This window comes from Paenibacillus sanguinis 2301083 = DSM 16941 (assembly GCF_000374825.1).
Lineage (GTDB): Bacteria > Bacillota > Bacilli > Paenibacillales > Paenibacillaceae > Fontibacillus > Fontibacillus sanguinis.
In genome coordinates, this window is sequence record NZ_KB895380.1 from 131,817 (window position 1) to 158,455 (window position 26,639).

General features: G+C 45.2%; 20 protein-coding genes. 4 read left to right on the forward strand and 16 right to left on the reverse strand.

What is annotated here, in order from left to right; all coding sequences use genetic code 11:
- Positions 1 to 122 precede the first annotated feature (122 nt).
- The 9 genes from C557_RS24165 to C557_RS0110030 all read right to left on the reverse strand — a co-directional run bounded on the left by C557_RS24165 (position 123) and on the right by C557_RS0110030 (position 10,107).
- The gene (locus tag C557_RS24165) at positions 123 to 1,169 is read right to left on the reverse strand and encodes a VanZ family protein (protein ID WP_018751724.1); all 1,047 of its coding nucleotides are present in this window, start codon (positions 1,167 to 1,169) and stop codon (positions 123 to 125) included.
- Between the two features lie 179 nt (positions 1,170 to 1,348).
- The gene (locus C557_RS0109995) at positions 1,349 to 2,359 is read right to left on the reverse strand and encodes a PHP domain-containing protein (RefSeq protein WP_018751725.1); all 1,011 of its coding nucleotides are present in this window, start codon (positions 2,357 to 2,359) and stop codon (positions 1,349 to 1,351) included.
- 16 nt (positions 2,360 to 2,375) lie between these two features.
- The gene (locus C557_RS0110000; RefSeq protein WP_018751726.1) at positions 2,376 to 3,197 is read right to left on the reverse strand and encodes an alkaline phosphatase family protein; all 822 of its coding nucleotides are present in this window, start codon (positions 3,195 to 3,197) and stop codon (positions 2,376 to 2,378) included.
- Between the two features lie 19 nt (positions 3,198 to 3,216).
- The gene (locus tag C557_RS0110005; protein WP_018751727.1) at positions 3,217 to 4,002 is read right to left on the reverse strand and encodes a DeoR/GlpR family DNA-binding transcription regulator; all 786 of its coding nucleotides are present in this window, start codon (positions 4,000 to 4,002) and stop codon (positions 3,217 to 3,219) included.
- Positions 4,003 to 4,007: 5 nt separating this feature from the next.
- Positions 4,008 to 5,051: an ABC transporter ATP-binding protein gene (locus C557_RS0110010; RefSeq protein ID WP_018751728.1), complete on the reverse strand. Its 1,044-nt coding sequence runs from the start codon at positions 5,049 to 5,051 to the stop codon at positions 4,008 to 4,010.
- Positions 5,048 to 5,860 carry an ABC transporter permease gene (locus C557_RS0110015; protein ID WP_018751729.1) on the reverse strand — a complete coding sequence of 271 codons (813 nt, stop codon included), beginning with the start codon at positions 5,858 to 5,860 and terminating at the stop codon, positions 5,048 to 5,050. The genes C557_RS0110010 and C557_RS0110015 overlap by 4 nt, the downstream gene beginning before the upstream one ends.
- Positions 5,860 to 6,774 carry an ABC transporter permease gene (locus C557_RS0110020; RefSeq protein ID WP_018751730.1) on the reverse strand — a complete coding sequence of 305 codons (915 nt, stop codon included), beginning with the start codon at positions 6,772 to 6,774 and terminating at the stop codon, positions 5,860 to 5,862. Before C557_RS0110020 ends, C557_RS0110015 begins: the two co-directional genes overlap by 1 nt.
- 94 nt (positions 6,775 to 6,868) lie before the next feature.
- A complete protein-coding gene (locus C557_RS0110025; RefSeq protein WP_018751731.1) occupies positions 6,869 to 7,993 on the reverse strand; it encodes an ABC transporter substrate-binding protein in 1,125 nt (374 codons plus the stop codon).
- A gap of 320 nt (positions 7,994 to 8,313) precedes the next feature.
- Entirely contained in the window at positions 8,314 to 10,107 is a 1,794-nt protein-coding gene (locus tag C557_RS0110030; RefSeq protein WP_018751732.1) for a flavocytochrome c, read from the reverse strand.
- Positions 10,108 to 10,310: 203 nt separating this feature from the next.
- Here C557_RS0110030 and C557_RS24170 point away from each other — a divergent pair, with 203 nt between their 5' ends.
- Both C557_RS24170 and C557_RS0110040 read left to right on the forward strand, forming a co-directional pair.
- On the forward strand, positions 10,311 to 11,936 hold the full coding sequence (locus C557_RS24170) for a histidine kinase (RefSeq protein WP_018751733.1): 1,626 nt from the start codon (positions 10,311 to 10,313) through the stop codon (positions 11,934 to 11,936).
- 34 nt (positions 11,937 to 11,970) lie between these two features.
- Positions 11,971 to 12,744, forward strand: a complete 774-nt coding sequence (locus C557_RS0110040) for a response regulator transcription factor (RefSeq protein WP_018751734.1) — start codon at positions 11,971 to 11,973, stop codon at positions 12,742 to 12,744.
- 145 nt (positions 12,745 to 12,889) lie between these two features.
- Here the strand turns inward: C557_RS0110040 and C557_RS0110045 are convergent, their stop codons facing one another.
- Both C557_RS0110045 and C557_RS0110050 read right to left on the reverse strand, forming a co-directional pair.
- The gene (locus tag C557_RS0110045) at positions 12,890 to 14,872 is read right to left on the reverse strand and encodes a flavocytochrome c (RefSeq protein ID WP_018751735.1); all 1,983 of its coding nucleotides are present in this window, start codon (positions 14,870 to 14,872) and stop codon (positions 12,890 to 12,892) included.
- Between the two features lie 157 nt (positions 14,873 to 15,029).
- Positions 15,030 to 15,302 carry a DUF6809 family protein gene (locus tag C557_RS0110050; protein ID WP_018751736.1) on the reverse strand — a complete coding sequence of 91 codons (273 nt, stop codon included), beginning with the start codon at positions 15,300 to 15,302 and terminating at the stop codon, positions 15,030 to 15,032.
- 157 nt (positions 15,303 to 15,459) lie between these two features.
- Between C557_RS0110050 and C557_RS0110055 the strand changes: the two genes are divergently transcribed.
- Positions 15,460 to 15,684, forward strand: a complete 225-nt coding sequence (locus C557_RS0110055) for a helix-turn-helix domain-containing protein (protein WP_018751737.1) — start codon at positions 15,460 to 15,462, stop codon at positions 15,682 to 15,684.
- A gap of 33 nt (positions 15,685 to 15,717) precedes the next feature.
- On the opposite strand, the gene C557_RS0110060 is transcribed toward C557_RS0110055, so the two are convergent.
- Both C557_RS0110060 and C557_RS0110065 read right to left on the reverse strand, forming a co-directional pair.
- On the reverse strand, positions 15,718 to 18,033 hold the full coding sequence (locus tag C557_RS0110060; RefSeq protein WP_018751738.1) for a DGQHR domain-containing protein: 2,316 nt from the start codon (positions 18,031 to 18,033) through the stop codon (positions 15,718 to 15,720).
- Positions 18,026 to 18,904, reverse strand: coding sequence for a DNA adenine methylase (locus tag C557_RS0110065; RefSeq protein ID WP_018751739.1), 879 nt, complete (start codon positions 18,902 to 18,904; stop codon positions 18,026 to 18,028). The genes C557_RS0110060 and C557_RS0110065 overlap by 8 nt, the downstream gene beginning before the upstream one ends.
- A 337-nt stretch (positions 18,905 to 19,241) precedes the next feature.
- Here C557_RS0110065 and C557_RS0110070 point away from each other — a divergent pair, with 337 nt between their 5' ends.
- The gene (locus C557_RS0110070) at positions 19,242 to 19,634 is read left to right on the forward strand and encodes a hypothetical protein (protein WP_169338219.1); all 393 of its coding nucleotides are present in this window, start codon (positions 19,242 to 19,244) and stop codon (positions 19,632 to 19,634) included.
- A gap of 3 nt (positions 19,635 to 19,637) precedes the next feature.
- On the opposite strand, the gene C557_RS0110075 is transcribed toward C557_RS0110070, so the two are convergent.
- The 3 genes from C557_RS0110075 to C557_RS0110085 all read right to left on the reverse strand — a co-directional run bounded on the left by C557_RS0110075 (position 19,638) and on the right by C557_RS0110085 (position 26,635).
- Positions 19,638 to 19,850 (reverse strand): hypothetical protein, encoded by a 213-nt coding sequence (locus tag C557_RS0110075; protein WP_018751741.1) that lies wholly within the window; start codon positions 19,848 to 19,850, stop codon positions 19,638 to 19,640.
- A gap of 198 nt (positions 19,851 to 20,048) precedes the next feature.
- Entirely contained in the window at positions 20,049 to 20,738 is a 690-nt protein-coding gene (locus C557_RS0110080; RefSeq protein ID WP_018751742.1) for a YfjL-like protein, read from the reverse strand.
- Between the two features lie 41 nt (positions 20,739 to 20,779).
- Positions 20,780 to 26,635: an RHS repeat-associated core domain-containing protein gene (locus C557_RS0110085; protein ID WP_018751743.1), complete on the reverse strand. Its 5,856-nt coding sequence runs from the start codon at positions 26,633 to 26,635 to the stop codon at positions 20,780 to 20,782.
- Positions 26,636 to 26,639 lie beyond the last annotated feature (4 nt).

The window sequence follows — 26,639 nt, forward strand, 5'->3', positions numbered from 1 at the left end:
ACATGACAATGAACCAATTGGTTTCATCAAGGCCGGAAAAGAAATTTAATATATCAAAAAAAGCGTCCTTCCATCCGCTATTTGCGGTACGAACGACGCTTCTCCAGCTTCTGCGCTCCCAGTTACTCCATCATGCTAATCAGCAGTGCCCCTGCTACGCCAGGACGTTCCTCTGAATACCATACGCTCACGGTCGGCGGCTGGGCCGAGCCGGCGCCTTGATCTGCACCCTCACGCTCAAGCCAATGTGCTGCTTCCGACCATGACCAGCTTACTGCTTCATAGCGGCTGATCACCTGCTTGCCCTCATCATGAATGTAACGAATAAAAATCTTCGTCTTTGCATCGACGGCGAAAGTGACCTCTTTGGGCTCCGTCTCCAGTGTGGTCGCAGTCTCCCTGTCCGACCCCTCCGTCGATTTCCTTGTCATCACCATATAAGCAGGGTTGGTCCGCACCGTAATTGCATCCTTCCCTACGCCCTCCAAATCGCCGAACAAATCCCGGGACGCTTCCTCCCATCCGGCCATTACTTCTTTATTTTCGTCGGCATAGACAACCTTGGCATCCACAAAAGGAATTAAGCTCGTATCATAGGCAGTAATAGAAGCAATTCCCCCAGCCCCTACCAACAGATAAATTCCGGTGAGCATCACCACCAGCTTTCTCGGCGTACGGGTCCGATTCTCCAGCCACAGATACAAGCCTATCCCCAATACCCCGCCCGTAATATTCAAGAGAACATCATCGATATCGCTGCTGCCGAGGGCAAATACGTATTGACTGATCTCAAATAACAAGGAAATGCCCAGCACTACGGCAATTTGTCCCCAGAACGACCAACGCCTGGCTATGAAGGCCACAAATAATCCCAGCGGAATAAAAATTAAAATATTTCCTCCGATGTTCTCCATCAACTGCCCCGAGTCCATCGCACCTTGAACCAAAGATTGCCCGATCGTGCGAAAGGGAATCATGTTTACGCTTCTTATCGTATTAAGCCGTTCATGAAATAATGAATCAAGGGGCAGTGTCTTAAACAAAATAACCTGTCCCATCAACATCACGTAGATCCCAAACGACAAGTATAGCAGTCCATACCAGCCCCGGCTGGCTTGCCTTTCGTTCTTCCTGTAGCCGGACGGCCCGCCGAGCTTCCGCGCTAACATTGCACCATCCTCCTGTCCTTGAAGAGGCAGTTCAAAAAGCCGTCTTTCGATCACACAGAAAACCTGGCTTGTTGAACACTCACTTGAAGAGCACCCCGCCCTTATAAAATGAATGATTATAAAAAAAAGACGAATGGAGGTGAGTATTTGTTACCACGTGCTATCCAGCTTTCAGCGACTTAAGGGGTAATTGGCACCATTTGGCGTTTCCGGTTCCTGAATATGGCAAGCTCTGTATAGCCATGCTCCATAGCATCAGCCAGAGCCCCATCCAGTAACATGCCAATATCATCAGGATAATGCGCATCCGAGGATAATGTCAGGGGTATCCGATGGTCAGCCAATACCGAGAGGAACAATGGACTTGGACAGCTCTCGGCAACCGGATAGCGATAGGCCAATCCCGTATTCATCTCCGTAATCACGCCACTGCGATTCATTTTCTCAGCAATCTGCCTGTACAATGGCAATAACTCCCGTTCATCAAGGGGGCGAAAGCCAAACAGCTTCAAATTGTCCGGATGTGCAATAATCTGGAACAATCCCGAATCACAAGCTTGCCCGAGAAGATCATAATAAGCCGCATAGGTGGCTACAATGTCCCGTCCGTCAAAGCCCTCCCTCGCCTGAGGATTATCGAACCCCCAGCCTTCCAGAAAATGAACGGAACCAATCACGTAATCCCAATTTTGCCGAGCAAGCAGCTCGCCAAGCTCTGCCTCCCCACCAGGGAAAAAGTCCGCTTCCACTCCTAGCGCCAGATCGGACCTTGTCTTCTTGGCTTCCGTAATGAAATCGGCAAATTCCGAAAGCGAAGCCACGCACACCTGATCCAGCCAGGTGCGTTGCAGCTTGCCTACCGGACTATCGTCAAGCAGCATATGCTTCTCATAATAAGGGCGACATTCACGAAAACGGTACAGATGATCCACAACGCCAAACTGCTGAATTCCCCGGCTGCGGCCCGTTGTTAAATAACGGTCCAGCCACTCTTCACTGTAGCAGCCCTGCTGTATCCGCCTGGATAACAGCCCGGACAGCCGCTCTGCAAAGGCAAGCGAGTGATCATCATCCATCCCCGAAGCGCTAGCAGACATGGGCTCAGTGGCAGAGAGGGCCTGCATGGTGCGCATAAGCCAGCGCAACGAATATGGGCCTTCCTCTAAATGAAAATGCATATCAACCTTCACCGGCTAATCCTCCTGTCTATGTCCAGTTCACCATCGCTCCGGAAGGCTTAATCCCCAAGTAATGACACATTAAGGGTGCAAAATAAAGCTGCGATATCCCCCGCTCACGCTCCAATGCTGCCGAAGGAAGCGGCAGCTCACCGAAGACATACAGTGGAACCTGCCGCTCCTCCGGCTCCGTACCACCATGCTGCCCCTCCCCATTCATCCCATGATCAGAGGTCACAATGACCTGATACCCTTGCGATCTCCATAACGGGACCAGGGAGGCTAACAAACCGTCCGCCATACGCACCGTTCCGGCATATTCCTTGCTCTCTCCTCCATGCTTATGGCCCATATCGTCAATATTCATCGAATGGATATAAAGGAAGTTCGGGTCATAGGTCGTACGCAAGTATTCGGCATCCAAGAATAGATGGCTGTCCGGGTAATGATCCTCAAAGTAGAACATGCCGTGCTGAATCGGCTGGCTCTCATCATGCTGGTGACGGTCTTCCACTAAATGGAAGGGAGCCCGGTTATATAGCTCGCTCACCCAATGATAAGCCGCTGCCGCCGTTCTTAATCCTGCGGCAGTAGCCAGATGGAATACGCTCTCCTCCCGGCTCAGACGCGCAATATGGTTAGCATTGATGCCGTTTCTGGCCACGGGTGTTCCGGTCAGCAGCACCTCATAAAGTGGACGGGACAGGCTGGGAAGCTGAGACTCCACACGGTAGCAAGACACCTCCCCTTGTTCAACTAAATGCTCCATATAGCCCAAATATTTACGTGCCGCATCATACCGCAACCCGTCCAACACAACGACAACCAGCTTGGTTTCTATTGATGACATCTATTCTTCCTCCCTTATGCTAATTGGCTTCGATCCATTGAATATGCTGGCTGCGAAGTGGCTGTATCCACTCCTTCGGAAGCGGAGTATTACTGACAATAATGTGCAGTTTAGCGAGCGGAGCGATCTCCACGAAGGCTTCCTTGCCGAGCTTCGACTCATCCGCCAACACGATGGTTCGGGACGCTGCATCAACCATTCTCCGCGACATCCCTGTCTCGTTGATATCATAGTCGCTAATGCCACGTTCCGGAGAGATGCCTCCCACGGAGATGAATGCCTTATCTACGCGGAACTGCGATAGCATACTTTCCCCCATAGGTCCGGACATCGATTGCTGCTCCGGGTTCAGCTCTCCGCCAACGACAACAATCTTCCCGGAGAATTTCCCGCTGTTCAGCGATTCCATCAGATGATAGGCGACGGCCAGGGAATTGGTCAGGATCGTCAGCCGTTCGCGGCCAGCAATGGCCTTCGCCATCTCCAGCGTGGTCGTGCCAATATCAACGGCAATCGTATCACCAGACTCGACCAATTCCGCAGCCGCCCGGCCAATACGCTCCTTCTCCTCCATCCTCACCTGCTGTCGCTGTAGATAGGGTGGCTCATAGCTGGTCAGCTTGGTGAGGACCGCACCTCCGTATACCCTTTTGGCCAGCCCATCCTTCTCCAGCAATACCAAATCACGGCGAACGGTCTCTTCCGACACCGTAAATAGCTGGGATAAGTCGGGGACCTTCACTTGTCCCTCCAGTTTTAACTGTTCCATAATGACACGCTTGCGTTCCTCGGATGAAATCGACAACTTTCCTAAACCCCTTCCTTCTCCAAATGCAGCAATTGCGCAGGATCCAAGGCCAGCTTCACCGTGCTGTTCTCTTCCCTGCGCAAGGACCGTCCATCGTTCAGTTGATCAACGGTCAGCCGAAGTCCCGCAGCATCCACGGCATAACGAATGACATTGCCCAAAATGGATGCAGAATGCACGGTCCCCTGCACGATTTGCTTGCCTGATGCCAGCTTCGTGCTCTCTCGTTCCTGATCCAGAAGAGCGAGCGCCTCCGGCCGTATGGCGAAGCTCTCGGCTTCCCCCTCCAACGTTCCGAATAAACGCAGCGCCTCAGCCCGGGACAATACGTTATAGCTGCCCATGAATCGGGCCACGAACTCCGTTTTTGGGGCAGAATAGATTTCTTCGGGTGCTCCTTGCTGCACGATGTTGCCCTGATTCATCAGGCACACCCGATCCGATAAGGTTAATGCTTCCTCCTGATCATGGGTGACAAAGATCGTCGTCATATTAAATTTTTTCTGAATTTCGCGAATCTCGCTCCTTAAATTTCTGCGTATCTTGGCATCCAGTGCACTAAGCGGCTCGTCGAGCAGAAGCACCTTGGGCCGTACCGCCAAGGAACGGGCCAAGGCGACGCGCTGCTGCTGACCTCCTGACAACTGCTGCGGGTACGCATTGCGCTTGTCCACCAGATCGATAAGCTCCAGCAGTTCCGTCGAACGCTGCCGCCGGGCCTCTCTGGATGCCTTCCGCATGCGCATCCCGTATTCAATATTCTCGCTGACCGTCAGATTGGGAAATAGCGCATAGGATTGGAATACCATGCCGATCTCCCGGCTGCGTGGCGGCAGTTCTGCAATAGGCCGATTATCTAGCCAGATCTGCCCCTCGTCCATCTCCGTCAAGCCGGCGATGCAGCGAAGCAGCGTGCTTTTTCCGCATCCAGAGGGTCCTAACAATGTGACCAGCTCCCCCTCGCGAATCTCCAGATTCACTTGGCTCAGCACGGTATTCCCGGCAAATTGCTTGCGAATCCCTTCCAGCCTCAAATATGGCTTCATTTGGACATCCCCTTGTTTACTTTTTTGCCAAGCTGCATCAACACCATAGACAAGATCAGAATGAACAAGAAATAAGAGATGGCAATGGCGCTGGCCAAGTGCCCGCTTTCGTTCATTCTGCGCATCAGGTACACCTGAATCGTCTGGATGTGACCACCGACCAGCATATTTGTCAGCACAAACTCGCCAAACAATACAGAGAAGGACAGCAGGGTTGAAGTCATGACTCCGGGCCAAATATTGGGCAAAATCACCGTGATGAAGGCCTTGATCCGACTCGCCCCTAGCATTTCAGCCGCCCCTAGCAGCTCCACAGCGGATACTGTCAGCAGGCTATTGCGAATTCCCTGATACATGTAAGGCAGAATAATGACGAAATAGGCTCCGATCAAAATGTAGGCCGTCCCGGAAATATTGATGGGCCCGGAAGAATAGGCACGAATGAGACCCACGGCTGCAACTACGCCGGGTACCGCATAGGGCAGCACCACAACGCCCTTCATGAAGCTCTCCAGACCCGGCAGATACACCGTGATAATGAATACCGCAGGAAGCATAACCACGAGGCTCAACGCCACACTGATCAGGCACAAATAAAGAGACTTCCATAAGGCGTCCATAAATCGTACATCCGTGAACATCTCGCTGAACCATTCCAGCGTCCAGCGTTCCGGGAGGATTGTGGTTTGCCAGTCCTTGGCAAAGGCATAGATGAAGGTTGCCAGCAATGGAAGGAACAAGTAAACGAGCAGCACCAGTATTAAGGTGCGATGTCCCCAGCCTGCCCGCCGCTCTCCGGATGCGTGCATTATAATTCCTCCTTCAGTGCAGGCGATTTCAGCTTGAAGCCCTTGCGGCGAATAGAGGCTCTTGCATCCGGGGCTCCTGGCTGAAACCGCTGCGCACGCTGGATCATCTTATGATTCAGATAGACGGCGAGCAGGGTGGATAACGCCAGAATTACGGCGAGTACATTGCCAAGCTGCGGTTCACTCACGACATCGCCCGAGACCAGATTGCCGATTCGCACGGCAAGCAGATTGAAGTTGCTTCCTACCAACGCATATGCCGTGGCGTAAGCTCCCATACTGTTGGCGAACAGAATGCCCAGCGTGCCGAAGACGGCCGGAAGCAGCACCGGAATACCGATCGTTCTCCAGAATTGCCACGTGCTTGCGCCTAACAAGGACGCCGCCTCCTTCCACTGCTCGCGAATGCCGTAAAAGGAGGGATACAGCAGAAGCAAGGCGAGGGGCACCTGGAAATAGACATATACTAGCACCAATCCCGACCAGCTATATAGATCAAAACCGGCAAAGACATCCCAGCCCCACTGCTTGAACAGCAGTGTAAATACCCCATTGCTGCCCAGCAGGATAATATAAGCGAAGGCCAGCGGCACACCGGCAAAGTTGGAGGTCATATTAGACAGCATGATCAAGCGATCCCGCATTTTGGGGGAGAAGCGTGTAATGGAATAAGCAAATACGAGGCCCGCTATCAGCCCGATCACACTGGAAAATATCGAAATCAACAGACTATTCTGAATGGCCTTGAGATAATATTCGCTTTGAAAGACACGACCGTAATATTCCAACGTCAAGCCCGATCCCGAGCTGATGCTCCCGGTCACCATCGAAACGATGGGAACCAATTGGAACAACGCCACCATAGCTATGAAGGGCAGCAGCCCCAGCCAGAACCAGCGATTTTTACGCTTCACCTTTCTCACTCCTCTGCTTCGAGCAAAAGGTGCGCCATTCGTCCGGGACGGTTGACGCACCGCTGAAGTAACTACCGTGTGGTTAGTTCATGGATTAGTTCATGTGTACCAGCACGCGCTCTTGCCACAATTGAGGCAGCTTCTTTGCGGCTTCTTCCCATGCCTGATAGTCTTTCACAGGCTTCACGCTTGTGTAGGCCTCGGCAGGCAACAGCTTGGCCGCCACATCTTCGGGTAGTTCTACGCTCTCGCGGATAGGTCTGGCATAGCCCTTCGCCAGATTAATTTGACCCTCATCACTCAAGATGTACTCCCGTGCCAGCTTCGCTGCATGCGGATGAGGCGCATATTTATTAATAATGGTGGCATATCCACTCACAACACTGCCTTCCTGCGGGATGGCTACGTTAAATTTATCCGGCCCCAGTTGGTCCTTGAAATTAAGTGCGTTGAAGTCCCACAATAAAGTGACCTCGACTTCGCCCTTCTCCATATTTGCCAGCGAAGCTTCTGCGTTCGACAAACGGCCTTGCTTAGCCAGCTCTTCAAAATAGGCAATCCCTGGTTCCAGATTGGTCTCGTCTCCGCCAAAGGCTATAGCTGCTGCGAGCACAGCCATTTGGGCCTGGGCTGCCTTGGTCACATCGCCAACGATAATTTTGTAGTCACCGTTCTTCATATCTTCCCAGCTTTGTGGCGGAGACTTCACCAGATCCGTATTGGTAAAGATAGAAATCGAACCTTGATAGCCTACGATCCAGTGTCCATCCGCATCCTTGGCCCACTCGGGAATCTCGTCCCAATAGGAGGTCTTGTATGGCTGCGTCACGCCGCGATCCACTGCTACCGGACCAAAGGCGATCCCTACGTCGCCGATGTCGGCCGTCGGTTTGTTCTTCTCCGCTTCAAACTTATTGATCTCGTCCGCGCTCGACATATCCGTGTCCGAGTGCTCCAAGCCATACTTGCTCTTCAAATCCTCCCAGGTGTCTTTCCAGTTGGCCCACGTATCCGGCATTCCCACGCTAACGACAGAGCCTTCCTCCTTGGCTTTAGCCTCCAATTCAGCCAGTGTTAATTCCTCTGCAGGAGCTTCAGCATTTCCGTCCGCAGTGGGGGCCGGTGTGTCGCCCGTCCCTCCTCCACATGCTGCCAACGTCAACATCAACAAACACAGAACTAGGCCAAGCGACAACATTTTCTTTACTCCATATTTCATGTTCTCTCGCACTCCCTGTGGATTATTGTGGGTTTATCATGTATTTATGTTGTTTTCAACCCAAGTAGAGTATAGATTTTGACTATTTACGCTAGATTAAGAGAATTGCCTAGATTTATTAAATCCATTGAAAGCCCTGCTATTGGTTTTAAACCAGCTTTACATGCAACATAGCTTAGATGGGAATGCACTAATGTCAAAATAAAAAGGACGCCTCCCTCACAGGATTTGTCCTTAGATACGCTTCTTAATTTAATAATTGTATATTTAAAGATTAACAATACGAGACTGCTTTAGTTTTGGCTTTAGTTGTACAGGTTTTAGTTACTGGCCGCGTTAGCACCGGCAATCCGTCCGAAGGTGAATATATCGGCAATCGCATTCCCGCCCAGACGGTTAGTGCCATGAATGACGCCGGTGACCTCGCCTGCCGCATAGAGTCCTGAAATGATGCTTCCGTCTTCCTTGATTACATGGGCCTGTTCATCGATTACAAGGCCACCCATGGTATGGTGAACAGAAGGTACTGCCTTTTGAATGTAATAAGGTCCAGTCTTCAATGAGACCAGTCCACTGCGATGATGAAAATCAAGGTCATCTCCTGTACTTGCGTATTGATTTACCTTTTCCACCGTAGCCTTCAACGTGTCTACATCTACATTAAAGAATTTCGCAGCCTCCTCTATCGTATCGGCCTTATGCAAAAGCCCCTGCTTCACCAGCATATCGTATTCATCCTGGTGCGCTTCAATGGTCTTGCCTATATCGGCAATCGTTTGATTCCAGAATTGGTAGGCGTAGCCGCCCGTTTGCGCAAGGATCGCCTTCGAGATGACATCTCGGCGCTCCAGTTCCTCTACAAAGCGTTCTCCCTCCTGATTAATCAATATAGCACCGTCAAAGCGAGAATCAGCAACCAGAGAGATGACCCCGGTCTCCGGATTGCACACCGGATAGGTCTGGATATATTCCATATTCGTCAGCTTGGCGCTCAACGCCTGAGCCATCACAATTCCGTCTCCCGTGGTTCCCGGGGTATCGGTGGACATGTACTTCTCGTCCATTTCGGGATTGTATTGCTTGCGCATCTCTACATTGGAGCCAAAGCCGCCCGTAGCCAGCACAACCCCTTTGTTCGCATGGAAAATAATTTGTTCTCCATTTCCGGAAGTAGCCGCCACTCCCGTAACTCTGCCTTGATCGTTCGTAATCAGTGTGTTTGCCTTCATATTCGTTTTAATGGCAACACCTTGTGCCTCCGTCTTGGCCTTCAGCTTAGTAATCAGTTCCGCCCCCGTATGACCTACCGGAATCAAGGCACGCTTTCTCGAATGCCCACCGAATTGGAACAGATGATCCGGGAGGAACTCAACCTTAATCTCATCACGCAGCCACTCGGCGGAAGCAAGCGCGTTATCTGCTAAAATCCGCACCATCTCTGGCGTCCCCAGGTTATCTCCGCCCTTCATCGTATCTTCATAATATAGATCCGCTGAATCATCGGTAATACCTAGCTTTTGCTGTACCCAGTTGTTAGGCGCGTTCATTTCCCCACCAGATATAAGCGTATTGCCGCCGACAGTTGGCATCTTCTCCAACAGAACCACCTTGGCACCAGCCAAATTCGCTTCAATCGCTGCGCTAAAGCCAGCTCCGCCTCCGCCGATAACCACGACATCAAACGTCTGCTCTGCTTCTTCCTGGTGCTGGGATGTATTGGATACAGCCCCTACCGCAGCAAGCGTCAGTCCTGATTTGGCAATGGCGTCCTGAATGGCACTCAAATATCCCTTACTGGTGACTGTAGAGCCACTAATGGCATCCACTTCGACACTATTCGAGGCCATGACCACTTCCTTAAGCTGTGTATAAACTGGCTCTGCCAGCACTTCATTCTCTTGATGCTCCACTACCTGAATATCGGTAATTTTATCATCCGCAAAGGTAACCTTTACTTTAATGTCTCCGTGCTTCCCCTGCCCGACACCTTCAACTACTTGAGTTCCCCCGCTGCCTTCATCAGAAGATTCCTGCTGTCCACAGGCAGCCATGGCCAATACCAAACCTATGGTTAGCAGCATGGCTAATACTTTGGTTGTGAAATTTTGCTTCATGTTCTCTTCCCCTCTTCATAAAGATTCTAGCCAGTATCCAAAGACAACTAGACACCAGTAGTATTTAATGTGAAAATATGCACAAGAGCTATTATAGAACGAATCTAGCAAGCTGTATTTGCACATTCCTGATTTTCCTTGTCTTTTTCGGACTTTATCCGATAGATCATAGTTAACAGCTAGAAAGGGACGATCAACTCCCGATGACTTCTATTCAGAACAAGCTTCTATTTTATGCAGGCGGCTGCTTTGTGCTTCTGTTTCTCGCCCTGCTCGCGACGATTTACATGGAGATGAACCATACGGTGATCCCTTTGAACAAAAGTTTAACTCAGCAGGTGCTCGATGCCCGCAGCGATCAGATCGATTACTGGTTCAAGCAACGTATTAGTGAGATTGATACACTCGCTGCTTTGGCTTCGGATCATCAATGGTCAAGACAGCAGCTTCTACAGGAGACTCATCGGCTGGAAATGAGAAAGAGGGAGGAGTATGAGTCGATTCGTGTGGTTGATCTGAAGGCCTATTCCTGGGGAATCTCTGGCAAGCCCTTTTCGATCATGAATCGCCCTTATTATCAGCACTTGATTGAATCCAAGGCCCAGTATGTGGTTAGTCACCCGATCGTCTCCAAGGCGAACGGCGTGGAGATTGTTGTGATTCTTTATCCTATCCAGCCAAGGGCGAACGATGAGGTTGCCTACATTGCTGCTGGTGTATCGCTAGAGAAAATGAAGGCAATCGCTCATAATATCTCCCTGTATGATCAACTTGGCCAACTGATTGTGAATGGCGCCGATGAGCCGGGAGGAGAGCCTGACAACGAAAGCATCTACCAACGTCAGGCTAGTGACCATAAGGCAAGTCTGTTTGAAGCCCCCATCGGTAGTGTGAGAGGCTGGAAGCTAGTGCTGGAGGTACCACATTCAGAATTGTCACTTGCTTTGGTAAGGACACAGCGGACAGCCCTGTTTATCGGCGGTCTGCTTGGCGCCGTATTTATTGTGCTGCTGATGGCGCTGCTGTCCTCTATTATTCGACCCATTCAGGCTTTGCGGCAGGTCATGAAAAATGTGCAGCAAGGAAATCAGCACATACGCGCTGATGAGTCGCGGAATGATGAGATTGGTGATCTCGCCCGAAGCTTTAACGAAATGCTCGTGCAGCTATATCGCTCCAGGCAGGAGAAGCAGGATATTGAGCTCAGGCTTGTACATGAGCAGATCAAGCCACATTTTCTATACAATACGCTAGATACCATTCAGTGGACAGCCCAGGAATACGGTGCAGACAATATTGTGGAAATGATAGAGGCACTCAGCACGTATTTCAGGCTTAGCCTTGGCAATGAAGAGCCCTTTATTTCACTTGATCAGGAGCTTCAACATGTTGAGAGCTACCTGTATATTCAATGTGTACGGTATCAGGATATTCTGGATTACGAGCTGAATTATGAGGAAAGCTTGCTGCCATGCGGTGTCATTCGCTTTATGTTACAGCCCCTTGTCGAGAATGCCATTTATCACGGAATCAAGCCTTTGGGAGGACATAGATGCACCATTGCGATCCGCGCATATCGGGACAAGGATCGGCTCCTGATTCATGTGGAGAATAATGGGTTGCCCATCCCGCCAGATAAGCTGACCCGCATTAATCAAGCGCTGCGGGAGGACCTGCATGACTCCAAAGCTGCCGGATTCGGCTTATACAGTGTGAACCACCGGATCAGGCTGTTATGCGGGAAAAGCTATGGTCTGACCATACGCAGCAGCGAGGCGCTAACCTCCATGACTATACAGCTGCCCTGCCAAATCCAAGAGTCAGAGTAACAGCCTAAACTTCAAAGCATGGGAGTAGAATAAGATGTGGAACGTAATCATTGTAGATGACGAAACTATTATTCGCCGTGGCCTGAGACAGTTTGTTGAGAGCAGTCCATACCCGTTTACCATCACAGGAGAGGCCCGGCAGGCGAGTGAAGCATTAGAACAGTTAGAGCAGCAATTGGCGCATGTCTGCTTCATCGATATAAATATGCCGAATATGAATGGGCTGGACTTAATCAATCTGCTGCAACAACGTCACCCCTCCACGGTAGTGGTCATTATCAGCGGATATGACAATTTTGAATATGCCCGGCAGGCGGTAAAGCTGCAGGCCTTCGATTATATTCTAAAGCCTGTTCCCAAGAGCGACCTGAACCAATTACTATATCGCCTGGATAAGCACCTGCAACAACGCTTTCCCGGGAAGCAGCACGCAAAGCCACAGAAACAGCCAATCTCCACCTTTAGTGGGAATGGGACAGTCTTCATGCATAAGGTCACCGATTACATCAATGACCATTACCAGGATCCTGAATTAACAGTCGGCAGAGTAGCCTCCTTGTTCCATATGAACCCGACCTATCTGAGCAAGCGTATGAAGCAGGAAATTGGCCAATCCTTTCTGGATTATGTAACCGAGCTACGAATCAATAAAGCCAAGGAGGTGCTGGATGAAGCCGCCTCCAATATCAAAATTAACAATCTCTCCGTCAAGGTAGGGTATAAAAGCCAGTATTATTTTAGCCGTGTCTTCAAAAACAAGGTGGGCTTGTCCCCTTTGGAGTATAAAAATAGCCGCAGAGAAAGCTAATCCTGGATAATCCTGGCTTTCAGGCACACTTGTAGAGCTAAAAAATCCCCCGTCTCTCTCCGCATCAAAGCGGTTAGAGCAACGGGGGATTTATGCCCATGAATAATACTTACTCAATGGCTGTTGTGCTATTTGATTGCACGAGTTAATTGCTGGCTGCGCTAGCCCCGGCAATCCGTCCGAAGGTGAAGATATCGGTGATGGCATTACCGCCCAGACGGTTGCCTGCATGGACGCCGCCCGCCACTTCGCCCGCTGCGAACAAGCCTTCGATGGGGTTGCCCTCTGCGGTCAATACTTCAGCCTTTTCGTTAATTTCCAGACCACCCATTGTATGATGCACGGACGGTGTTCTTGGCGTTGCGAAGAATGGAGCTGTCTCCAGCTTTTGGCCAAAGTTCTTCTTGCCAAATTCAGGGTCCAGTTGGTTTTCTACATAAGTGTTATATTTCTTCATTTCTGCTACAAAAGTGTCCACTGGCACGCCCATTTGCTTGGCCAGATCTTCCAGTGTATCGGCCATAAAAATATTTTTATTCTTAATCAGATCCTGATAGTTGTCGCCCCATACGGTTTTCCCGTTCAAGTCAGGATTGCCGAGCGAGGTTTTATCGCTGATGATGAAGAAGGTTTTGTCGGTTTGCTCTAAAGCTGCAGCAGCCAGTACGTCACGTTCAGCATACTCGTTCACATACCGTTTACCTTCCTTGTTCACGAAGATTTGCGTCTCCGCACTACCCCATACGCCGCCAGACAACGCGCCAGTTCCCGGTTGACCACTCGGCATCAATTGGATGAAGCCCATGCCCCACAGATTCGCTCCTACTTCCTTACCCATCTTGATCCCATCACCAGTAGCATTTGCCGTGTTGGTCGTCATGATATTGGCGTCCATCTCAGGCCAATAGTTGTTGTATTCTACCACCATGTCCGGATTGGCGCCGAAGCCGCCTGTTGCCATAACTACACCCTTGGAGGCGTTCAAAGTAACTGGAGTACCATCCGATTGCTCGGCAGTTACCCCCACAATGCGGTCACCATCTACAATCAGCTTGGTCGCTTTCGTGTTCAGCATGATTTCTGCACCAAGCTCTGTTGCCTTTTTCTCCATATTGTTGATGTAACCTGTTCCAAGCGGCTCAGCGTTATGGTGTGTTCTAGGCCACAAAGCGCCAAGCACGGTACCGATGCCATCTGTAAACTGTACACCATTGCTTTCCAGCCATTCAATTGTGCCATAGCTGTTAGAGGTCAAGGTTTTCACCAACTCAAACTTGCCCGAAATTTCTTTCCCGTCCAAATCCGTTCTCTTCCCGCCGATATAAGTATGAATCATATGCAATTCAGGGGAATCAAACAGCTTGGTTGTATCGCCATTCGCCAAATATTCCTTAATCTGCGCCTTCACCGTCTTAAGGGTGTCAGCATAATCTCCAAATTCCTTCTCGTCGTAAGTCAAGATTTCTTTCAGATCGTTAATCAAGGCCTGCGTCATTTCGACCTTTGGCTGTCTGACCGGGTCATAGGAGTTGAACTCCCCGCCCGCACGAAGTGTATTCCCACCCAGGGCTGGGGATTTCTCAATCAGAATCACCTTGGCACCGTTCTCGGCTGCGGATACTGCAGCGGCAATACCTGCTCCGCCCCCGCCGACAACCACTACTTCGGTATCCTTCGTAATGGCTTCCTTCGCTGCTGCCTTTAACGGCTCTTTGTTCTTCAAGGCATCAACGTCCGCTCCGGCTTTGGCCAAAGCATCTGCAATCGCATCAATCAGACCATGGCTGGATACGGATGCCCCGGATACCACGTCAACCTTCAAGCTCTGTCCTTCAACGACCTTCTCTGGAATCGTAGTAAATACCGCGTCACTTACGCCCTCGGTATCCTTCTGCTCCAATACCTTTACCGACTTAATCGTATTTTCGTCAACCGTGACCTCTACTTTAATCACGCTGTGCAAGCCTTGGGCTTCCCCGGTGTAAGTCCCTGGTGTATACAGACCTTGGGTAGCTGCCGGGGCGGCTTCCTTGTTGCTACCACTGCAACCGATTAACCCCATCATCAAAATAAATACCAGTGCTACCAGAAAACCCGATCTTGCGTACCTGCTACTTAGATGTCTCATGTACTCTGCTCCTCTTCAACATTGTGTTTTTTTTCACAATATAAGTGAAAAAATTCACGAATTATGCCGAAACAAATTCGCTTATCGTAGCTATTATACGCGTCCACGTATGCGCTTTCCCGTGCCTTTTCTCACAAGGCCGGTTGCGGGTGCGCGTTCAGCGATAATTTTTATGGAGGACTTCAACCATCAGCCCGGCCCCTAACCGGAATCCTTGCGTAAAAGCTTCAGCCATCTCTATCCCTTGTACCTGCTGCTGCAAGTCAATCAACGCCTCCAAGTCGGCGAAGTCAGCGCTGCTTAGCTTCTTTTTCCATACAATCATTGCACTGGACAGTTCTCGGGTTAGCTCACGATATTGCGGGTCCTGCGGGACGATCTGTTCCTGCGGAAGCAGATTTCCGTGGTAGAGGGATTCGAGAAGGGACATGGGCGGGGCCTCCTTTTTATATATAGATTAGCATGTTACAAATTTTTTGAATTGTATATAAAATTCTTTTTGTTACGCATATAAGTACCAGAATGAACATCATTATACGGTACGCTTATGCGTATAGTCAAGCCAAACTGAACGGAGTGGTGAATCAATGGCTAAAAAGGTCGTCGTAAAAATAAAGGAGTTGACCAAAAAACATAATATTTCTCTACGGGAATTATCTCGAATGACTGATGTCCGACATGCAGCATTAAGTGAGTTGGCTAATGGTAAACGCGAGAGTATTAATTTTGGTCATATTGAAAGAATCGCAGAGGCGCTAGACATTGAAGATATTCGGGAGATTATTGAATTATATAATAAAAATACCACCTAGATTAGGTGGTATTTTTAAACGTACCCATACAATTCAACTGTATAACGTTTCTATCTCTTCCTCAATTTCCTCTTGTTCCAAACCTGTAAATTGATGCTGAAGCCAATTTCTGTATTCTTCCAATTGCGCGAGTTCATCCAAAGTGAGAGTTACTCCAGATGATGAGTGTGCTACGGCATTTCTTTTCTCATTAACAAAAACCAACCATGAGGTTTTAGCTTCTTTATTACCAGTTTTTCTATAAGAAAATAAGTCCTCAAAGATTTGCCAATTATCTAAGATTATTTTACGGTAATCCATAAGGTCAAAGTAAAACTCTTTTTTCCCTCTCTGTCCGTCATCTTTCTCAAACCGCTCCGTAACTTTAACTCTTACTGCTTGAGGAATACCATTAATCCACCAGTTCGTTTCTTCTCCTCCCAATTCTACTTGGAGTTCCTGAAGTACGTATTTCTGCATATTAACCTCTATCCAATCAATTATGGTTTTTGCTTTATTGTTAGTTTGGGCCTTCTCTAAATTAATAAAGTCATCCAAACCAGGTGGATTAAATGTACTCTCTCTATCTCTTATTGCTTGTTGACATCTTCTAGTTCTGGTGGTTTGACCTTGACTCCCGCGTAAATCTCTAAATCTTTTGCGCTCCTCTTCTGTAAGGGAAGACAGGTAGTCAACAAGAAATTGACTATAGGGCATTATCATTTGGATTAATTCCTTGTTATTCAACTTTGATAAATTGCATCCCTTTGTCTCTAAATGCTGGAAAACACTTTTAAGAACTCTAATGCATGTTATAACTCCATCATTCATTGCGAGTCCTCCGCCTTCAGCTGATCCCTTATCCCACCAATCCCTCGTTCCCTCACGGATTGTATTAAGCCATCCTTTCAAAATATAAAGGGTCCTTTTAAGAGTTAAATCATTATCACCTGCCCATAAAGGTCCATATTCTATGACATTCCCATTCTTAGTTTTAGATATATGAAATCCTACCTTTTGTAATTCTCCAAAAATACTGGTCAGAGATATACACCTTATTGTATCCTTTGGGAAATCTGCCGATTGTATCCTATTATGCAGAGCACTGTCAGGATCTGCTCCAAGGTCTTGAACTGCTTTTGAAATTATAGCACTTACTCGGGTTTCTGGGTCAGCGGCATCCCAGTGAAGTTCAGCATAAAGTTCTTCTAAAAGAGATTGCTTTACTTTCTTTTGCTTAGCATTAATGTCTATAAATAGTTCAGCTTGTTTACTAGGAGGAAGACCTTCAAACGCTAAAATTGATAACTTTGAATTAGATGCCTTCTCATGTCCTGAGTATGCGTACAGCCTATGTTGACCATCAATTATCCAAGCAGACTTATAAGTTGGGCGGATAATTAACCACCCTAAAATCCCATTTTCAATACTCTGTTTATCATTAAAATCGTTTCCTATTTTTTCGAATTGGACCTGTTTTTGATCTAAATTAAGAACTATATTACTAGGAAATATCCCATTATCACTTACATATTTTTTTATTGTTGTAAGCCTTGACTTACTTATCATTCTCTGATAAGTATTAACATCTGAAGCTTTACCTTTCGCTCTATGAGATATATACGAAATTTTAAGCAAATATTCGGGTGTAATTGAAAAAGTATAACAATTTGTCCCCCCCATCTTTGTCTTTATGGCAGGAACCCTTATTTCTAAACCTGGAACTCGTTTACCAGGAATCATATCAGCAAAAAATTGATATTTTGAGGCTGGTCCAATATGAGATACTAGATTTTCATAATACTGAAGGTCTTTTTCATCAAGTAAAATAACATTTGACTTTTCAGCCAGATCTTTCAATTCTTCAGGTACGGACACATTGAATAAAAATTCAACAAATACAATCTGACGTTTATGATTAGAGGTGAATTCCTTATTTATATAACGAGAAAAGCGTTCTCTTATTTTACTAAAATTACTAATTTCTTCTTGTAATTGATGATCTAACGTTCGCTTATAAGAGTACTTACATACAATACCTAAAGCTATTTCATTATCTATTCCCACAATGTCAATTAATTGACCTGGCGTATCAGGTTCTTTGGGATTTATTAATGTAAAACCATTATCTAATGATAAAAATTGAAAACCCATTTTAAATAATAGAGTCCAGACACGGTCTTCAAATAAAATTCCTGACTCTTTGGCTTTTTTTAATCTTACTGATGCTTTATTCTTTTTTTCTATTACCCACCCTTCATGAAGATATTTTTCTAATACAGCTAATTGGACTGTTTTAGTCTGATAATTTTTTGACTTAGCCCGGGCAGCAGCACCCAAATTATTTCTAGGTTCAATATTATTAGACATTGTTTTCACCACCATTATAAAAAATGCATTCCGTAATCTTCTTTCGATGCTCTCCCGAAGCAGCTATGACTGATGGTCTCTCTAGAATTTTACAGTTAAATCCTCTATATAGTTCCCTAATCTCTGGAACATTTGCATTACTGACAATAACCTTACACCCTTTGTCTACTAATTTTGTCGCTTCATTAGCTAACCTTACTTGGTCATTCCAAGTGAATACTTTTGAATTGTATTTTACGAAACCATTGCCTTGACTTATTGCATATGGAGGATCAAAGTATACAAAGTCATTTTTTCCGGCTCCATCTACTGACTGGCTAAAATCACAACAATCTAACTCTGCGTTCCTAAGAGCCTTACTAACTGCTATAATTCTAGCGTCATCACACGGGTTTATATGTACCTTATTACCATATGGTACATTAAACTCGCCTTTTAAATTGAGTCTATACAGTCCATTAAAAGATAACGTAGTTAGAAAGATTATCCTTGCAGCACGTTCGAGCCCATTCTCTGGTAGATTATTTCTTACTTTAAAATAGTTATCTTTAGAATTCTCCATGTATCTAAGCTTATCTATAACTTCTTGTGGTGAATCTTTAACAAACTGATAACATTCTATTAATTCTTGATTAGTGTCTGATAGAATAGCATTTTGCGGCTGAGTGGCAAAAAAAAGCGCACCTCCTCCAAAAAATGGCTCGTAGTATTTTTTATAATTCTTTGGGATTATCGGCAATAAGTGTTTTAAAATTCTTCTTTTTCCCCCTGCCCATTTCAACATAGGCATGCACTTTACTTGGTAATTATTCTTCTTTTTAATACTTTCATTAACCGTTGCCTTGGATTCTTTTTCTAATAATAATGTCATTATGTGAACCTTCTTTCGGCTTAACTTCATCACTATATAAGTCTTTAGAACCATACTAAGGCAGTACATTCGACAATCATACCCATAATCCCTTTTAAATATATAATTTTCTCAGTAATTTTAAATTTAGTACGATCATTGGAAATAGAATTGATATGATAGAATTCAGGAGTTGATCTTTCATGATACTATTTCAAAAAAACGCTATCTGCTTCCAGGCTTGGGACTGCTGTTAATTGCTCTGCTTATGGTACTTGTTCCCCTCTTGCAAAGGGACTCCTATAGCCAGATTTCTGATCTCCATATTCAGCAGTTTAGTGAACTGGAGGTTCTAGAGGTGTTGGATTATAAAATCAACAATGAGGTGGACCAACCCTTTGCTTATATCTTCTACAAGCGGGGTGTGAAGATCGGGGCGTATTGGCTCAGAATCATGAACGATAAAATGGTATACGGTGCTGATCTGGTCGTCAACGAGAATAAGGAGCAGCCCGTTGAGATTCTTGGCGTTCAGACAGGGTTCCCTTATCTAATGATCCAAGTTCATGATGAACAACTGCTCCAAGAGGGAAAATACATTTATGCTACCTTTGATTACAGGAAGTGGCATCGGCTAGACATCGAGGAAGGAAAAAGAGCCTATGCCGTAGTTGGTGACTATGGCGAAGGAACCATGGGCGACTCCTCCGTCCTCATTTATAATCAGGAGCAACAAATCATTTACGAATAAGACCTATTCCTCCTCCAACCTCTCTACAGCCGTGAAAAACACATCCAGCAGCTCCGTGCCGAATTGAGTACGTACATACTCAGCAATCGCGTCTAATTGGTCAAGGTGGTATTCCAGGCAGGGGCGCCCTTCGCTCCATAGAACTCGGCAGGCGAAGTTCTCCAGCACGCGCTCAAGAATATAGTCCATCTCTACTGCTTTTTGGGGGATTGTCATAATCCATTATGCCTCCTGTCTTTATATATATTATTAGGATAGTATTTTGTTATGTCATGACGCATTTTATTAAGCAGTTAACGAAACATCATACTTGTCGCCAGCCGCCGCCCCGACCGGGAATGGAGAGCAAACAACCACAAGCGATGATTTATATCGCCTGTGGTGAGGAATAAAAACAAATCACAGCACTTCCTACTATTTATTTAAAAAGTGCTTTAAATCTTGACTTTCGTGAATGTCCATAAAGTCCGTATAGTTTAATCTAAATTTATTTTGTTTATTAAAGTCTACCTTGATAATATCAAAAGTAAAACCATTCTGTTTAATATGCTGAAAAATATCGTAGATGTCCGTGTACTCTTTCTCAATATTTTGCAAGTCCAACTCTCTTCTAAAATCGATGAAAATATATGTCCCATTTTTCAATTGATCCTTGACTTCATCATAACTTGGAGGGATGATTTTTGAGTTTATATAATTATTCAAACCAGGTTCATGCTGTATGACTACTTTACCTGAAATCGTATTATTAGGTGATGCCACAGTTAGAATTGAGTTCAAATGATTACTAGCTTGATAAGCCCAATAATTAATAAAATAATTATCCCCTAGTTTGCCTTCTTTCCCTTGAGTTTGCCATACTGAAAATTGAATATCTTTTATGTCCCTTGGGCTAACACTAATGGAGTATGTTCCCAATTTAAAACTATAATGAGCATCTGGATTAATAATCATCTCCTGCGAATATTTTTCATTTAAGTACTTAATCACATCTTTTTTAAATTCATTTTTTCCCCACGGCGTTCCATAAAAAATAACATAAACCATTGACAATACACCAACAGTTATTATGAAAAGAATCAAGCCCATTAACTTTTTTTTCAATTATTCAACTCCAATCAAAATTTTTAATATTTTCCCTTGACTTAATTGCTTAATAATGAATTTATGCCCTTAATATTTGTATTAAAGTAAAACGTAGTAAACCAGTTGCTTTCATAAAAATCTAACTTGTTGTTTAGTTGTTCTTTATAATCATCTAGCGTAAATGAATTGTTATAGAAATTCGCTTCAAATAAAATACTTGCTGAATTTGGAATAACCTCCCCCGACAGAACAGGGCTAGTTAGAAAACGTTTAACTGATGTGCCATCATATAAATTTCCCAATGACAAAGCACCGGATGTAACCTCTAAGCAATTATTGGTTATTAAATTGTAGTCCTTATTTTTTGCTCCCATCTCTCCATTAAAAATTTTCAATTTATCTTCAAAGTAATCAAGAGATTTTGTAAAATCCCCTTCAATGTAAGTACTACTTGTGTAACCTGTACTACTCCAAGCGGAAAAGGATTTACCTTTGATCCAATCATTCAGTTCTTCTAGTGAGCTCACGTTTCGGTTTACCTTCTCTGCTATCACTCCTTTATCTCCCCAATACGTATAAAACCAATCATTATTTTTATCTTGGAAAAGCGCTGAAGTATGTCCTGCACCAAAAGCAGCAGCCTTTGCAGTTACGATAATAGCATCGTTTCCACTTGGGTCTATGAATTTGATCGGATTATTCTCCACATACGTATACAAATTCAAACTTAGCGGATTGGTAAGCTCCCCCTCATACGTATCCTCATTTACAAATCGACCAATCGACGGATCGTACCAGCGGGCTCTCAGGTACTGTAACTCTACCTCATCATCCCATAGCTCACCAGAATAACGGAATGGATTATGGACTTTCTCTTGTTCCGAAATGATATTTCCCCATATATCATACTGATACTGGTTCAGTAGCACTCCTGCTGAGTCTCTCAGCTCAATTAAATCCCCGTGTCCATTATATAACGGATAGGCTTTGGTTTGATCTGCATATTCTATAGCTTCCAGCTTCAGACCTCTTGTGTAATTTGCAACCAAACTGGGCTTTCCGTTTTCTATGGTTGCTTCGGCTATAATTTGTTCACTGTTGCTGTCATAGTAATAGCGGGTTTGTACTCCGCCTTGAATTCTTTCAACCAGCAGACCGTCTCCATTATATCGATATTCGACGGTTTGACCATTCACACTCACCTTAGTTAACCGATTTTGATCATCATAGCTGTATTCTCTTGGTTTCGGCTTTAATTCTTGATCCGTCATCAAGGTAAGACGGTTGCCTCGGGAGTCATAGGTGTAAGTCTCGTTATTTTCTGTCGAGGTGCTTATGCGATTTAGCTCATCATACGTAAATAAATCATTAATGCCGTTCTGCAGACGCTCTCTGATATTTTTATTCTCATCATAACCATACTCGAAATGATTGGTAACATTTTCAGCCAGCACATGATTTAACTCCGTCAATTTCGAGCCTGTATACCTATTTTGAGTTTCGTATCCATTACTGGAAACTGCGCCTTGAACCAGTCCATTTTTATAATACTCATACGTTGTATCCGGTTGCTTTTCTACACTTCCTACTGTTTTCAATTGGTTCAGGTTGTCGTAAGTGAAGAATGTTTCGGCTCCGAATGGACCCACCATATGTGTTCGATTATTTCCTGCATCATATTGATTGGTAAGAGTTAATCCATCCGGGTAAGTCATCGTCTTCAGCAGTTCCGTGTATTTATCGTACTCGTAAGCAGTTGTTCCAGTTCCATCCGTCATCGACAGACGTTTACCGGCTGCATCATAAGTATAACTTACCGTTTCACTGCTGTTTTTCCATGTTTTCAAACGATTGCGGCTGTCATATTCAAAAACTGTCGAGTTCCCGTTTCGATCTACCACACGAGTTACATTTCCACTAGGATCAAAATACTGCTTTTCGGACTGGCCAACTTCGTCTTTGGTCTGAATAACACGTCCAAGCTCATCGTAACTCTTCCACTTAACGTTGCCATCAGGATAGGTGGTTTGAATTAGATTCCCAAGCATATCATAGTCATACTTGGTGATGTCTCCGTTAGGATCCGTAACCGAAATTACTTTGCCTGACGAATTATACTTGTAAGAACTAGTGTTATTCAGAGCATCATATTCTTTTATAACCTGGTCGTTGACCCGATCGTATTCGAATTTCGCCACAACCGTGCTTTTATCCTGATTAGCAGGCTGTTCTTCCATGGTCTCCATTCTGTTCCACTTGTCGTAAGTGTTAATCTGTTTATTGCCTTCTCCATCAGCTTGTATTACTTGTCGAAGAGCATCATTGTAAGTCGTTGTAGCCATAGAACCATCGGGGTAAGTTGTTGATGTCAGGCGATCCAAACCATCGTGGACATATCTGATGAGATTTCCCAATGCATCCTCACTCGAAACAAGTCGGCCATTGTGATCATAAGCCGATTTTGTTTTAACTTGATACTCTGTAGCATTATACAAGCCTGTCTCAACGTTCCATCCGAGAGCATTCCAACGTGTCTTAGACTTCACTCCCAATTCATTCGTTACGATTACCGTATTTTCCTGATCGTCGTAAGATGCGCCTATGTTGGTTCCATCCGCATAGGTTACCTTTTCCACACGTCCAAGTGCATCATACTCATAAGTGGTTTCATGACCATTTCCATCTGTTGAAGCACTGACCAGTCCCGTTTCTTTGTTATAGCTGATTTTTTTGCTGACTGTTGAGATATCTCCATCCGCATTCGTCACTTTTACACTTTGCAAAGTAGGGAATGCATTACCATACTGACTGCTGAACTCGCTAAGAGTAGTAACCGTTTTATCATCATTAGTAATGATTTGCTTGGTTACATTCCCGTACGAGTCTCTGCCTGGATACTCCACCTTTTGCAGCAATTTGCCGCTCGCATTGTTCTCGCGGACAGTAGTTTGGAGAATATCGCCTTGCTCATTTCGTACAAACTCAACATAGCCATTAGTGCTGGAATCAAGAGGTTCTAACGCTGTTTTAACGAGGTGATTGCCATCATACGTATAGTAAGATTTTGCGCCCCGATCATCCGTTGACTCCGTAATATTCCCGTAATCGTCATACATCACACTTGAAGTATATACATCTGAATTTTGATTATTACTTGATGTAGTAATCGTTGGAACCGACGCCGCATACGACTTGTCCTGTACCTGTTTCTCATACTGATATCCGGTTACCTTCTCGATATCCCCTGCTTGAACAACGGCCTGTTCCAGGTAATATTTAGAGCCAACTTTATTATCGATATATTTTTTATTGTATTTATACGTAGAATTCGTTAATCCATTATTTATACTGGTTGAAAAACTTATATTATCGTTATAAGCCGCAGCCATGTCGGAGGTATAATGCATCGTTTCACGATTAAACTCCTCAACAAGGTCATTGCTATATATAATTTGATCCACTCGCGAGACGGCGCGGTAAGCCTCGTTAACAGAATTCGCACCAATATAGCGCCGTACCGGTTGGTCATCGTAGTTGTAGACGGTGGCAGCTCCGGTAGGATGGTACACTTTGGTCAGAAGCGCGTATGGATTCGATAGCTGTCTTCCTGGCTCTGAGGCATTTAAATTAAATTTTGCAGGAGCCAAAGTATAGGAATACGTCGTTTTCCTTCCCACCGCATCTGTTACCGAATCGAGAAGTTCAACTCCTTGTTCCGCATGCTTTTTATAAACAACTGTCTCATTTCCTTTAACAACTGTAACCTCAGTCCCAGAATACGAAATTTCTATTGTGTTCCCAATGGCGTCCTCAATTTTGCTTAACAATTTGCGATTATAGGTGGCATTTTGTTCATAATAAAAGCGAATAAAATTGTTATATGCATCCGAAATCTGCAGTAATCTACCGTCTTTTGAGAAATAGTGTTTTGGCTGGGCATCGGTTGACTTTAGTACATAGGCTGATGCATCACCATTTACGTTTACGCTCTCGTCCGCTACAAGGGTAAGTCCCTTCCAATCATAATTTTTAAGTTGGTCTCCCTCAACTTCATAACTTCCACCCTCGGAAAGATGAATATATTGTTTGTCATCTTTGGTTTCTATATATGGAAGATTCCAGGTCCACCCTTTGCCTAATGGAAAAAGCTGTTCGCTCAGCGGCGTATGAACCGTATTCTGATAAATAAATTTTGGCTGATATTCTACGGTTACTGCACCTATAACGGGATGAGCTCCTTCTGCAATATAATAACGATAGTTAGGTTCAGCTCCTCCTTCTGAGTCGGTAAGCTCTAAACCGGGATTGCTGGCGATAATCTCTTTCCACGCTTCAGCTTCTTCCAGTGTAGAGTAAAGCTGAGTCTGCTTCTTAACCTTACTTCCATTTCCTTCAGTTTCAGATTTATCGATCCATGGTAAGCCGTCAGCGGTATAAGCGTACCTTATCCTTCCTCCCTGCCCATTGTCGCCCCATGCATCATAGCCGGTATCACTGGTGTACCCGGGTTTGGTAACTATACCTTCGTAGTTCTGACCCCATATACGGGTATCCTCAGTTCCCCTTGAAAAGACTGTCCCCGAATAATAAGCATCGCCTCGAACATTGCATATCGAATTACGTTTTGTGTAATTAGGAGAAGGACAACCTAACCATATAAAATCATTCCAAAGTGACAAAGTTCCGCTATAGGTACCATCGTTATATTCTAGACTTGATTTACCACATGAATCGCCAGGATTATATATATAAGAAGACCAGTATCCATAACTATCGTAACCCCCTGGTTTATAGATTTCACAACTATAGGATGAAATATATTTAGAGCCCGGAGGTGTATATGAACCTGATTTCACTTCCACTTGTCCTCTAGGTTCAAGACTCCCAACAAAGCCATCTTTATTATAACGAATGGATTGTGGTAACGAATCTGGATTCCTGGCCGTTCTGTAATCAGTTACTGTTTTGGACTCTGCAGGAACCTTGTACGTTATCTTTTGACTTGCCGCCTGATTTGCCTCTTCCAATGTTGAATAGGTTCCTACAACTTTGGTTGTGGAAGGGAGATCGTATGTACTGCGGTCAACAACCCCATCTCCATTTGTGTCTTCCTGGATCCATTTCTTCTCGTTATAGCTCACCTTATATTGTCTTATGATAGGCTTCTGAATTACATTGAATTCGATGTAGAAATTTTGCTTTACTTCACTTACATCAATTAATGTAGCTCCCATACCATAGAATTGAGCATCGTTGGAATTGTATTGCCGGGTAAGTGAAAATCCAAGACCATTTCTCCCCGGCAGCGAGATATCGGAACTTTGGACATGCAAGTTACCCGAAAGAGTGGAGATGCTTTCTTTTTCATTTCCCACAGAGTAAGGAGCATCGTTAAACGATGTTTTATCGTAAACCGGAGCTTCTTCGGTTATTGGGGGGAGTACAGGAATATCGTCGACTTTATTTAAGGAGTTCGATCTAGCCTTACTAATCGAGTACACATCTTCAGTAACCGAGCTACGGTCCTTTGTGTTATTCGCATAGACGTCATCCGTAACATTGAATATGACGATGTCTTTAGCAGGCGATTGATTTAACCGATTATAAACATCACTCGTAACGGTTTCTGATTGATTTAATTCCTTAGGAAACAATTCCGCCAAGGCTTCTTCATAAGTTTTATTCGACTGTTCTGCATGAAAAAGGACCGTATATATCTGATTTAAAGAGTATCCTTTTTGCAGCTCGTTCTGAATGAATGAGTCAGATACCCCAAAGCGGGAAGCGATTTGTTCGTATGTACCCGTGTTCTCAGAAGCGCTTGCGATGTCAGGAATATAGGCACTCATTGTATTGAAAAAAAGGATTAACAGCAGGAATATAGCAATGTTACGTGTACTCAGTTTTCTCTTCATCGAC

Bases quoted from the DNA above. Each gene is read 5' to 3' on its own strand.
- C557_RS24165 (WP_018751724.1), bottom strand. From the start codon at position 1,169: ATGTTAGCGCGGAAGCTCGGCGGGCCGTCCGGCTACAGGAAGAACGAA.
- C557_RS0110000 (WP_018751726.1), bottom strand. From the start codon at position 3,197: ATGTCATCAATAGAAACCAAGCTGGTTGTCGTTGTGTTGGACGGGTTG.
- C557_RS0110010 (WP_018751728.1), bottom strand. From the start codon at position 5,051: ATGAAGCCATATTTGAGGCTGGAAGGGATTCGCAAGCAATTTGCCGGG.
- C557_RS0110015 (WP_018751729.1), bottom strand. From the start codon at position 5,860: ATGCACGCATCCGGAGAGCGGCGGGCAGGCTGGGGACATCGCACCTTA.
- C557_RS0110025 (WP_018751731.1), bottom strand. From the start codon at position 7,993: ATGAAATATGGAGTAAAGAAAATGTTGTCGCTTGGCCTAGTTCTGTGT.
- C557_RS0110030 (WP_018751732.1), bottom strand. From the start codon at position 10,107: ATGAAGCAAAATTTCACAACCAAAGTATTAGCCATGCTGCTAACCATA.
- C557_RS24170 (WP_018751733.1), top strand. From the start codon at position 10,311: ATGACTTCTATTCAGAACAAGCTTCTATTTTATGCAGGCGGCTGCTTT.
- C557_RS0110040 (WP_018751734.1), top strand. From the start codon at position 11,971: ATGTGGAACGTAATCATTGTAGATGACGAAACTATTATTCGCCGTGGC.
- C557_RS0110045 (WP_018751735.1), bottom strand. From the start codon at position 14,872: ATGAGACATCTAAGTAGCAGGTACGCAAGATCGGGTTTTCTGGTAGCA.
- C557_RS0110050 (WP_018751736.1), bottom strand. From the start codon at position 15,302: ATGTCCCTTCTCGAATCCCTCTACCACGGAAATCTGCTTCCGCAGGAA.
- C557_RS0110055 (WP_018751737.1), top strand. From the start codon at position 15,460: ATGGCTAAAAAGGTCGTCGTAAAAATAAAGGAGTTGACCAAAAAACAT.
- C557_RS0110060 (WP_018751738.1), bottom strand. From the start codon at position 18,033: ATGTCTAATAATATTGAACCTAGAAATAATTTGGGTGCTGCTGCCCGG.
- C557_RS0110065 (WP_018751739.1), bottom strand. From the start codon at position 18,904: ATGACATTATTATTAGAAAAAGAATCCAAGGCAACGGTTAATGAAAGT.
- C557_RS0110075 (WP_018751741.1), bottom strand. From the start codon at position 19,850: ATGACAATCCCCCAAAAAGCAGTAGAGATGGACTATATTCTTGAGCGC.
- C557_RS0110085 (WP_018751743.1), bottom strand. From the start codon at position 26,635: ATGAAGAGAAAACTGAGTACACGTAACATTGCTATATTCCTGCTGTTA.